Origin of the sequence: Candidatus Accumulibacter vicinus (genome assembly GCF_000584955.1) — a bacterium.
Lineage (GTDB): Bacteria > Pseudomonadota > Gammaproteobacteria > Burkholderiales > Rhodocyclaceae > Accumulibacter > Accumulibacter vicinus.
Window position 1 is genome coordinate 58120 of record NZ_JDSS02000032.1, and the last position, 10804, is coordinate 68923.

Annotated in this window: 8 protein-coding genes; 2 read left to right on the top strand and 6 right to left on the bottom strand. The window is 61.7% G+C overall.

All coding sequences use genetic code 11. From position 1 onward, the window contains the following. Positions 1–2064 (top strand): glycosyltransferase (locus tag CAPSK01_RS15270; RefSeq protein WP_337958599.1); only part of this gene is annotated, 2064 nt, incomplete at its 5' end. A 16-nt stretch (positions 2065–2080) separates the two neighbouring features. On the opposite strand, the gene CAPSK01_RS15275 is transcribed toward CAPSK01_RS15270, so the two are convergent. From CAPSK01_RS15275 to CAPSK01_RS15300, 6 genes are all read right to left on the bottom strand, one after another. Next, on the bottom strand, positions 2081–3091 hold the full coding sequence (locus tag CAPSK01_RS15275) for a glycosyltransferase family 2 protein (protein WP_273703790.1): 1011 nt from the start codon (positions 3089–3091) through the stop codon (positions 2081–2083). Between the two features lie 19 nt (positions 3092–3110). Continuing rightward, positions 3111–4439 carry a TolC family outer membrane protein gene (locus tag CAPSK01_RS15280; RefSeq protein ID WP_273703791.1) on the bottom strand — a complete coding sequence of 443 codons (1329 nt, stop codon included), beginning with the start codon at positions 4437–4439 and terminating at the stop codon, positions 3111–3113. Between the two features lie 2 nt (positions 4440–4441). Then, the gene (locus CAPSK01_RS15285) at positions 4442–5761 is read right to left on the bottom strand and encodes an HlyD family type I secretion periplasmic adaptor subunit (RefSeq protein ID WP_273703792.1); all 1320 of its coding nucleotides are present in this window, start codon (positions 5759–5761) and stop codon (positions 4442–4444) included. 67 nt (positions 5762–5828) lie between these two features. Beyond that, complete coding sequence (locus CAPSK01_RS15290; RefSeq protein ID WP_034928510.1) at positions 5829–7556, bottom strand: type I secretion system permease/ATPase; 1728 nt, start codon at positions 7554–7556, stop codon at positions 5829–5831. A gap of 38 nt (positions 7557–7594) precedes the next feature. Next, on the bottom strand, positions 7595–9331 hold the full coding sequence (locus tag CAPSK01_RS15295; RefSeq protein WP_034928512.1) for a type I secretion system permease/ATPase: 1737 nt from the start codon (positions 9329–9331) through the stop codon (positions 7595–7597). A 69-nt stretch (positions 9332–9400) separates the two neighbouring features. After that, the gene (locus tag CAPSK01_RS15300; protein WP_273703793.1) at positions 9401–10042 is read right to left on the bottom strand and encodes a hypothetical protein; all 642 of its coding nucleotides are present in this window, start codon (positions 10040–10042) and stop codon (positions 9401–9403) included. A gap of 159 nt (positions 10043–10201) precedes the next feature. On the opposite strand from CAPSK01_RS15300, the gene CAPSK01_RS15305 reads away from it, so the two are divergent. Next, on the top strand, positions 10202–10804 hold a 603-nt coding region (locus tag CAPSK01_RS15305), incomplete at its 3' end, for a FecR family protein (RefSeq protein ID WP_273703794.1).

Consider the following 10804-nt stretch of genomic DNA (forward strand, 5'->3'; position numbering starts at 1 on the left):
AGGATTACTGAGCAGCAAGAGCGGATCACCGAGCAGCAAGAGCGGAGCACCGAGCAGCAACGCCTCATCGTCCAGCTCGAAGAGCGTATTTCGGCACTGCAATTGCAACTCCGAAGACAAGACGAACTGCTCGACGAAAGGCTAAAACATATCGAGGCGATCTGGCGGAGCAGCAGTTGGCGCGTCACCAGGCCGCTGCGCGGAGTACGCAAGGCGATCGCCTACCTGCCCTTGCTGAACCAGGCTGTGCGCAACCCGGTGCGGGCCTGGCGATTCCTCAAGCGCGCAGCATGGAAGACGCCCGAGTGGCCGGGACTGCAGCAACAACTTGACGGAAAAATCAGAACCGCCGGCGACTACAGCACCTGGATCAGCCGCTTCGAACCCGCTTCCGAGTGCTATCCGCGGCTTCGGCAGATCGCCGACTCCTGGCACCAGCCACCAATCATTTCGGTGGTGATGCCCACCTACAACTCTGATCCGGAGCTGCTCGAAGCAGCCATCAACAGCGTGCTAGGCCAGGTCTATCCACATTGGCAACTGTGCGTCGCCGACGATGCCTCCGATTCCCCGGCGGTCAGGGCGCTGCTCGAACGTCACGCCGCGACCGATTCTCGTATCCAGGTAGTTTTTCGCCTGGTCAACGGTCACATCTCCGCCGCCAGCAACTCGGCGCTGGCGCTGGCGAGTGGCGATTTCGTCGCTCTCCTGGACCACGACGATCTCTTGCATCCGCTGGCCTTGTGGTTTGTCGCTCAGTGCTGTATCGAGCATCCCGAGGTGGGCCTGATCTACACGGACGAAGACAAGCTTTCATCCGACGGCCAACGTTGCGGCCCGTATTTCAAGTGTGATTTCAATTACGAACTGCTCCTGGCACAGAACATGCTCTCTCACCTGGGGTGTTACCGGCGCTCCCTGCTTGAGGAGATCGGAGGTTTCCGCGAGGGATTCGAAGGCTCCCAGGATTATGATCTGGCCTTGCGTGCCATGGAGCGCCTGCGGCCGGCGCAGATTGTCCATATTCCTCGGGTGCTCTACCACTGGCGGATCGTTGCGGGGAGCACGGCAAGTTCCATGGACGAGAAGCCCTATGCCCTGACAGCCGCCCAGCGGGCACTCACCGAGCATTTGCAGCGACGGGGGATGGCGGCCGCAGTCATGCCCGCGCCAGAGATTCCCCTGCATACCAGAGTCCGCTTCCCGGTGCCCGAACCTGCACCGCTGGTAAGTATTCTGATTCCCACGCGGGATCGGGCAAATCTTTTGCGTCTGTGCATCGACTCCATTCGCGGGCTCACTACTTACAAGCCTTACGAAATCATCGTCATCGACCACGGCAGCGAAGACGCGGACACCTTGCAATGGCTCGATCGCTTCCGCCAGAGTGGCATCCGGGTGCTACAGGATGGTGGGGAATTCAATTTCGCACGCTTCAACAACCGGGCGGCGGCGCAGGCGCGGGGCAAGGTGCTGTGCCTGATGAACAATGGCATCGAAATCATCACGCCGGACTGGCTGGAAGAGATGGTTTCCTTCGCCGTGCAGGACGGGGTCGGTGCCGTCGGTACGCGCTTGTGGTCTCCCGACCAACGGCTGCAGGATGGCGGGTTCATTTTGGGTCTGGGCGGCGTGGCCGGCCATTCCTTTCTGAATTGCGAGCGGGGAAATATCGGTTATTTCGGCAGGGCGGCCTTGCATCAGTCGCTGAGCGCGGTCACTGCAGCCTGCATGGTGGTACGGAAATCGGTTTTCGAAGAAATGGGCGGATTCGACGAGAGGCTCGCGGTGGCATTTAACGACGTCGATTTCTGTCTGAGGCTTCGGCAGGCAGGTTATCGGAACGTCTGGACGCCTTATGCAGAAATGCGCCATGACGAGCTGGCCAGCCACGGCCAGGAAACAACCCCTGAGAATCAGGCATGCCTGGCTTCGGAAGTGGCGTTCATGCAGGGCCGATGGGCAGACGAATTGGCCGCCGACCCAGCTTATTCACCGAATCTCAGCCTCGGTACCCATGCTTTCAGCCTGGCATGGCCACCCCGCATTGCCGATCTCTCCTGATGCCGTCCTCAGCGACTCACGAATCTCCTGGCGCCCGCAAGCGGGAGAGCTTGCCCTCCACGCCGTTCATGCCGTCGCGCAGGCCGCACCACATCATGTGCAGATTGGCCAGGCGGTTGGGTGCCAGCAGGCCGAAGAAGAAAAGCATCTGGAACAATCGCGACAAATCCGCGCACCTCCACTTTTTTGGCATGTACGATCTGCGACGAAGCAGAATGCTGTTGCGAAAAATATAGTAATAGCGGAACGGCGAATGAACCGGGACCTTGCGCCAGCGCAGGAACCAGATCGCCACTCTGCGCTCGCCGAGGGAGTGGCGCATGATGGCGTCGCACACACCAAATATCCCGAAGCCGAGGGAACGAGCCCGGAAGCACCATTCGGTATCGACGTGGTCGATATAAAGCCCCTCGTCCATTTTCCCAATGGCTTCAATGGCGGCCATGGGCAGCAAGGAACCGGATGAAATCAGAAAATCCGCTTCAACGGTGCCCCCGTTCTCCCCACAGCCGACGCGCTTGAATCTGAAGCAGCTGGCGCGGACAAATTGCGAAAGCGAAGCGTCGCTGGCGTCGCGATAGCGTGGCCCGACTGCCGCGGCCATCACTCCTCGTCGGGCGAGATCGAGATGAGCGGCGCGAAGCTTGGCGATCGTCCCGAACTCCAGTTCGCTGTCCTGATCGAGCAGAAGCACGAACACGGCCCCAAGCGCTCGCGCCTGATCCAGTCCGACATTGTAACCAGCGCCCAATCCGAGATTGTTCTCCTGGACCAACACCTCGACAGCCGCTCGAAAGTTCCGGCTAGCGTGCCTGATCCAGCCCTGGGGGGAATGTTCCGACGCGTTGTCGACGACCACAATCGCGGAAACCTGACGGGCCACGGACTCGAGGGCAGGCAGCAAGGTCTTCGGGGTCGGATTGTGGGTGACCAATACAGCCACGACATCCGGGCAATACTCGCCCTCTGCCGGCGTGGCGGGGGGCCGCACGGCAAGCGGCTCGGCACTGATCGATCGATCGCTCAAGAGGGTCGAATCCAGGCGCTTATGGCCGCGGCAGGAGCAGCCCAGCGATCTCGACGATATCCTTTTCCGACAGGACGCCGGCAGCCGTTTTCAACTGTAGCGTGCTGACCAGAAACTCGTACCTGGCCTGTGCAAGATCACGCTTGGCGGCGAACATCACCCGCTCGGCGTCGAGAACGTCGGTATTGGTGCGAATTCCGGCCGCCATCCCACGCTTCGTTCCTTCGGTCGCCACCTCGCTGGATTCGACCGCTTTCTGGTAGGCCGTCACCTTGCGGCTACCCGTCTCGACCGCCATGAACTGACGCTTGATCTCGACCTGAACGTCGTTGACGATCCCATCCAGTTCAGCCAGTGCCCGCTCGCGGTTGGCCACCGCCTGTCCGGTCAGGGCGTTGACCCGGCCGCCCGCAAACAGCGGAATGTTGAGTTGTACGCCGACGGCAGTCACCGAGGTTTTCTGGTTGAGTGTGGAAATGGACTCATTTTCCGATCTCGTCGCGCGCGCCACGAAGTCCAACTGCGGCAGATGGCCAGCGCGATTGCGATTGACTTCCAGGCTGGCCAACTCGTATGCCTTGCGCTGGGCGCGAATCTCCGGGTTGTTTTCCTGCGCCAGCGCGTACCACTCGTCAAGCTGGCTGGGCTGCACGCCAATGGGAACGAAATCCGGGCGCAGCGTCCACAGGTCGCCCATCGGCGTGCCGGTGATGCCTTCGAGCCTGCGCCTCGCCACCGACCAGCGGTCGAAGGCGTCGGCGCGGCCTGCACGTGCGAGCTGTAAGCGGGACTCGGCTTCGGCAACTTCGGTCACGGTCCCTTCACCGCCCTTGCGTCGGCGCTCGGCCAACTGGCGCTGGGCTTCATAAGCGGTCATTTCGGCGTCCGCCAGGTCCAGCCTGTCCATCGCCAGCAAGGTATCAAAATAGGCGCCCGAGACCTTGACGGCCATTTCCGCCGCCTTGCGGTCGAACACCGCATCACTGTAGGCGACCTGGGCGCTGCCCTGCTGGTAGCGGACGAAGCTCTCGTAGTTGAACAGGGGCTGTCGCAAAGTGATGGAGATCAGCTTGTCGTTGTAATCAAGCGACTGTGTCACATTCACCACTGTCGACTCTCTCTCCCCGTTGTTCTTCGCGTAGGACCCGGCGATCGAAACAGACGGCAACAAGCCGGAGAGACCGATATCGGCTGCGTACTGGCCTGCCTCCCGTTCGTAGCGGGCCGCCCGGAAGGTCGGATCGTTTTGCCGAGCCGCCTGATACGCGTCCAGCAGGCCTGCGCCGAATACCCCCGAAGTCATCAGCGCCAGCGCACAGCCGGTCAACGTGACAGTCCATTTGCCCATGGTCATTCCTCGGTCAGTGCGGGCTTCGCCCGATCCAGCAGCGGCTTGACGATATAGTTGAGCAGTGTTCGCTCACCCGTCTTGATGATCACCTCGGCAGGCATGCCCGGCTTGATCTCGTGCGTCGTCAGCTTCTTCATCCCGTCCGGGGTCACCACCACCTGTCCGAGATAGTAAGGAGGCATCCTGCCCTGCGGATCGTTTGTCGCGTCGGCGGCGACCTGTCCCAGTTCGCCCGGAATGTTGGGCGTCACCTTCTGATTGAAAGCCGGAAAAATGATGTCCACCGGCAAACCGGGTTTGACCTTGTCGATCAAGGTGGTAGGAATCATGACATCGATACGCAAAGGCTCGTTTTTCGGTACCACCTCCATCAGGGGGGTTCCCGAGGCCAGCACCCCGCCGATGGTGTGCACTTTCAGACCGACGATGACGCCTTCCTTGGGGGCGCGGACTTCGGTATTGGCCAGTTCGAAAGCCAGTCCCTTGAGGCGGCTGTCGAGCGCGCTGACCTCTTTCTGGACCTCGGCCAGCCCGTTTTCAACCTCCTTGTGGTAATCCTGCTGGCGCGCCAGCATGCGCATCCGGATTTCACCGATGCTCCGCTGGGTACGTCCCAGATTCCCCAGGTCTTCGGAGATCGCTCCACCGAGTTGTGCCAGCAGCCGCTCCTGCTCGGACAGGCGGTTGCGTGGCAGGTAGCCCTCGGCCGCCATCTCCCGCAGGCCTTTCAGTTCCTCGAGCAGCAGCTTCGACTGCTGTTCCTTGGCGCGTCGGGTGGCCTCCAGGCCGGTAGCGGAGGACTGCAGGCCCGCCAGCATGTTCTCCATGGCGCCAAGTTCGGCCTGCAGGGCCGCACGGCGGGAACGCAGCAACTGCGTCTGGATGGCCATCGCACTGGCTGCTCGCGGATCGTCCTTGTCCTTCAGCAGATCTTCGGGGAATGCGATCTCCGAACGGCCCTGGACATCGGCCAGCAGTCGCGCTTCGATGGCTTTCGCCACCAACCACTGCGCGCGCGCCACCTCGTACTGCGAGCGTGCCTGTGTCGGGTCGAGTCGAAGCAGAACGTCGCCCTCCTTGACCTCGTCACCGTCCTTGATCAGGATGGCGTCGACCATTCCTGGCGCGAGGTTTTGCACGGTTTTGCGATTGCCGGTCACCACGACCTGTCCGCTGGTCGGCACCCCCTGGTCCAGCGGCGCCAGGGCTGCCCACAGCAGGAAGCCACCGAAGCCCAGTCCGAGCACCCATAGGCCGACGCGCATCGGATGGCCGGTATCCATCGGCAGATCAGCTCCCCCTTCAAGTGTAATGGGCATGGCCCTGGGTCCCTGGAGACGATCCAACATATTGCGAATAGCCATAACGAAGGTCCTGAATCAGAAATTAAGCGGGTTGAGGAGTGAGAACGCCAGCACTCTGGTCCGTGGACTGCGCTTGCGCGGCAGGCATCACCGGTTGGCGTTGGTCATAATTCCGGATCACGCCGTTGTCCAGGACCAGTATCCGGTCTGCGGCGGCGAGAATGTTCATGCGGTGGGAAATGAAGATCACCGTCTTGCCCTGCGCCTTCAGATCCAGGATGGCGCGGATCAGCGCCGCCTCGCCGACGTCGTCCAGGTTAGCGTTCGGTTCGTCGAGGACAATCAGGCTGGGGTTGCCATACAGCGCCCGTGCCAGACCAATGCGTTGCCGCTGTCCTCCGGACAGGAAGCTGCCGGCCTCCCCCATGGGCGTGTCATAGCCCCGCGGGAAGCGCAGGATCATGTCATGGATGCCCGTCCGCTGTGCGGCTTCGATGACCTGGGCGGAGTCAATGTCGCCGAAGCGGGCGATGTTTTCCGCCACACTGCCTTCGAAAAGCTCGACATCCTGCGGAAGGTAGCCAATGAATGGCCCCAGTTCCTCCCGATCGAGAGTTTCGATCGGCTGGTCATCGAGCAGAACCCGGCCCTGAACTTCCGGCCAGATACCCACCAGGCAACGCGCCAGAGTGGATTTTCCGGAGCCGGACGGGCCGACGATGGCAATCACCTCCCCCTCGGGAAACTCGGCAGTGAGCCCCGCGAGGATGGGTTGCGCACGATTCGACGCCGTCGCCACGAGGTTCTCGATGCGCACTGTGCCGCGTAGCGCCTCGTGGATCAGGCCGGCCGGCCGTTCGGGATGATCTCGCAGCAGGGACTCCAGCGCTTCGAAGGCCTTGCGGGCCGATTGCCAGCCAGTCCAGCTACCGACAATCGTATCGATCGGTTGCAGGCAGCGGCTCATCAGGACATTCGCCGCAATCATGCCGCCCACGGTCAGTTCGCCCTCGATCACCAGCAGGGCGCCGGCTCCCAGCATCAAGGATTGCTGGCTGTAGCGGATGAACTTGCTCAAGGCCTGGATGCGTCGCTGCCGATCCTGCGCTGCCGAATACAGCGACATATGCCGTTGATGGTGGCCCAGCCAGCGTTGGCGCAGGTTGCCGAGCATGCCCAGAGATTCGATGACTTCAGCGTTGCGCAGCTTGCTATGCAGATACACCGCCACCTTGACCCCGGCTTCGGTGGTTTTCTGTGTCGGGGTCTGGGTGACGCGATGGCTGAAGACCGCCACCCCGATCAGAATGCCGGCGAACACCAGCGCGAGGACGCCCAGCGACGGATGCAGCATGAACAGCACCAGCAGGTAAATCGGACTCCAGGGCGCGTCGAAGAACGCGAAGATGCCATTGCCGGTAATGAACTGACGAACGTTGGTGAGGTTGCTGAACGCCTCTACCGGGTTGTCCCGGCTCTGATTGAGGTGGGATTCGAAGCAGGCATTGAACACCCGGCTGTTCAGTCGCTCGTCCAGGAGCACACCCAGGCGAACCAGCAGACGGGAACGTGACCACTCGGCGAAGGCGATCACGGCGAAGAGAAACAGGACGATCAGAGAGACCGCAATCAAGGTCGATTCGTTGCGGCCGGTCATGAATCGATCATAAACCTGCAACATGTAGATGGTCGGTGTCAGCATCAGCAGATTGATCACCAGGCTGAAGATTCCCACGACCAGGAACTCCCGCCGGAAGAACCAGAGCGTGGCCGTCAGTTCGCTGCGCTGAAAAAAGGAAGGTGTTTTCATGGAGGTCCGGAGTTGATCTGAAAGTCGTGGCATGACCGTCAAGCGGCGGAGGCGGCGGCCAGGCCACTCCCGCTGGGGGTGGCCTGGGCCGCTGCCTGGCGCAGAGCCGCCAGTACCTCGTCACGCGGCCCGGCCATGAGTGACTGCCCATCGCGCAACACCAGCATCTGGTCTGCAGCAGCCAGGACACTGGTGCGATGGGTGATGACGATCAGGGTGGTGCCTTGGGCCTTGAGCGCCAGCAAGGTATTCACCAGGGCCGCTTCACCGGTCTCGTCGAGGCTGGAATTGGGTTCATCGAGGACGACGAATCTGGGATGGCCATAAATGGCGCGCGCCAGTCCGACCCGTTGGCGCTGACCGCCGGAAAGGAAGCAACCCTCGTCGCCGATGAGCGTTTCATAAGCGTCCGGCAACGCCAGGATGGTCTCGTGCAGTCCCACCGCACGCGCCGCCGTCTCGACCTTGGCCATGTCCACTTCTCCGAAACGTGCGATGTTCTCGGCAAGAGAGCCACCGAAGAGTTCGATGCCCTGCGGCAGATAACCGATGTGCGGTCCCAGTTCTTCCTTGTTCCAGGGGTGGATATCGACACCATCAAGCCGTACCTTGCCGTTCGCCGCCGGCCAGATACCCACCATCAGACGCGCCAGAGTCGATTTCCCGGAGGCCGAAGGGCCGACGATGGCCAGAATCTGTCCTGCCGGCACACTGAAGGAAACCCCACGGATGATCGCGATCTGGCTACCGGGGGCCGAGGCGACCACTCCTTCCACCGCGAGATGGCCCTTGGGTGCTGGCAGGGGCATGCCTTTCTGGCGCTCGGGCAGGGCCTGCAGGAGCTTGTCCAGTCGTTGATAGGCGTCCCGGGCCGTGACGACGCTCTTCCAGAGCGAGACCACCTGCACCAGCGGCGCCAGTACCCGCGGCCCGAGCACCCAGGCGACGATCATCATGCCAGCGCCGCCAGCCAGTTCTCCCCTGATGGACAGCCAGGCGCCCAGGCCAAGGAGCGCCGCCGAAAGAGTGGTCTGCAGCATCTTCGAGAGCGCGGCATTGCTGCCCGCATGATCGGAGGCCTCCGCCTGCAGGCGGAGGAAACTGCGCTGCTTGCTCATCCAGCGCTGATGGATGCTGCGCAGCATCCCCATCGCCTCGATCACCTGCGCGTTGCGTAGCGTGCCGTTGGCATAATTCTGGGCGGCGATGGCGTCCTTCTGGGCCGCAACCAGGGGTGGTTGAGTGTTCTTTTCGGTCAGGTAGGTCAGGAAGACCTGGATCAGGGCAGCCAGTACCGCGATCCAGCCGAGCAGCGGACTGATCATATAGATCAGAATCAGGAACAGCAGCGAAACCGGCGCGTCCATGAGCGCCGTGAGCGCCGGCGTCGTCAGGAACTCGCGGATGCTGCGCAGATCGTTCAGGGCCTGACTGGTGCCACCGGGAATACGGCGCAGGTTGGCTTCAAAAATCGCGTTGAAGACCCGTTCCCGGAGCTTCCGGTCGAGCGCCTGGCCGGCCTGATGCATGACGCCGCCGCGCGCCCATTCGAGCAACTCCATGACCACATAGAACCACAGCACGAGCAGGGTCAACATCAGCAAGGTATCGGAATTGCGGCTGTTGATGACGCGGTCGTATACCTCGAGCATGTAGCCGGTGGGGGCCAGAATCAGCAAGGTGCAGAAGACGCTGAAGAAAGCGGCCTTCCTGAAGAAGGGCTTCAGCTCGAGGATCGCTGCACGGAGTTCAGAGCGACTTTCAGAAGGAGTCATGAGGATTCTCTCGGAGTGCCAGGAACTGCCGGATGGCCGGTTGTTCAGCGGCTGGGTAGAAAGCGGTGCTCACGACAGGACCGCCGTGGCTTGCGGGATCGTCGGGGCTTTGTCCGGAGCGGCGGCGTGCACCAATACATATTCCGGCATCTCGGCTTCGAGGCTGGCCGGCCTGTCCTCGTCGACATCCACCGCCGCCAGCCAGAAGGAAAGCTGGTATCCCTGCGGGGAGCGTGCCAGGACGATCTCTCGTAACTTCTCGCGCTGGAAACGCAACTCATCCTCCGCCTTGAGCGTCAACTGGAAACGCATGCGCCCGTCAAGGGTATACATCGACAGCATACCCTCCTTGAGGCTGAGGGTATGCCGGTCAAAATAGACCGGGGCACTTGGAAGAAACTGCAGCAGAGGCAAAGGGCGATCCGGATGGCTGGTGATGTTGAACGGGCTATTGGGGTGTTGCAGGATCAGCCGGCAAGTACGCGAAACCGAATAAATCGCGTTGCAGACCATCTGCGATCCCACCTGCGGAAAGCGCTGACGCAGGTCGTGGTAGGTGATGTGGTGCAGGGCCACCCGGTTCCAGCATCGGGTCTGCTGCACCACCGGTGCCAGCGCATTGCACACTTCGGCGAACGCCACCTGCAAAGCCTGCAGGCGTGCCGTTTGCTCGGGTGTGGTATGGAGGATGATATGCAGTGGGGAAGTCATATAGGAGATGATAACACAAACTCCTATATGAAAACACGGGGCCGTAAATTTTTTCGTGAAAGTCGCGGCAGCCGCCTGCCGACCGCTTGTGATCCCACGCACATCGCACTGGCTGATCAAGGACTTATACTTGGCAGCATTGAACATGAAGGGATCACGATGATGAACAGGCCGCTTCGCCCTATCCGGATGCTGCGCTTGCTGCTGCTGATGTGGGCACTGCTGGCGCTGGCGTCGGCCGTGCGTGCGTCTTCTACTTCCGTGGGTGAAGTGACCCTCTGTATCGGTAGCAGCCAGATCCAGCGCGAGGGCAGGAGCGAGTCCGTCACCAAGGGATACCGTATCGTTCCCGGCGATGTCATCCGCACCACCACCAACGGGCATGTGCATGTCCGATTCGTCGATGGCGCACTGGTCAGTGTCCGCCCGGACTCGGTGCTGCAAGTGGTCGAATACCGCTATGACCCGGCCAATCCCTCGGCATCATTGATCAAGTTCTACCTTGAAACGGGAACCATGCGCGGCATCTCCGGGCTGGCGGCACAAGCGGCCCGTGACAAGTTCCGCCTGAACACGCCGCTGGTGGCGATCGGTGTCAAGGGAACCGACTTCGTCACCCAGGCCGATGCAAAGCGCGCGGTTGTCCTGGTCAACCAGGGGGCGATCGTCCTTGCCCCGCTGGATAACGCCTGCAGTGTCGACGGTTTCGGGCCCTGCGCCACCCCTCGCTCACGCGAACTGGCGGCGACCATGAGCGGCATG

Excerpts from the sequence above, each read along its gene's own strand:
- CAPSK01_RS15290 (WP_034928510.1), bottom strand. The coding sequence starts at position 7,556 with ATGAAAACACCTTCCTTTTTTCAGCGCAGCGAACTGACGGCCACGCTC.
- CAPSK01_RS15300 (WP_273703793.1), bottom strand. The coding sequence starts at position 10,042 with ATGACTTCCCCACTGCATATCATCCTCCATACCACACCCGAGCAAACG.
- CAPSK01_RS15285 (WP_273703792.1), bottom strand. The coding sequence starts at position 5,761 with ATGCCCATTACACTTGAAGGGGGAGCTGATCTGCCGATGGATACCGGC.
- CAPSK01_RS15280 (WP_273703791.1), bottom strand. The coding sequence starts at position 4,439 with ATGGGCAAATGGACTGTCACGTTGACCGGCTGTGCGCTGGCGCTGATG.
- CAPSK01_RS15295 (WP_034928512.1), bottom strand. The coding sequence starts at position 9,331 with ATGACTCCTTCTGAAAGTCGCTCTGAACTCCGTGCAGCGATCCTCGAG.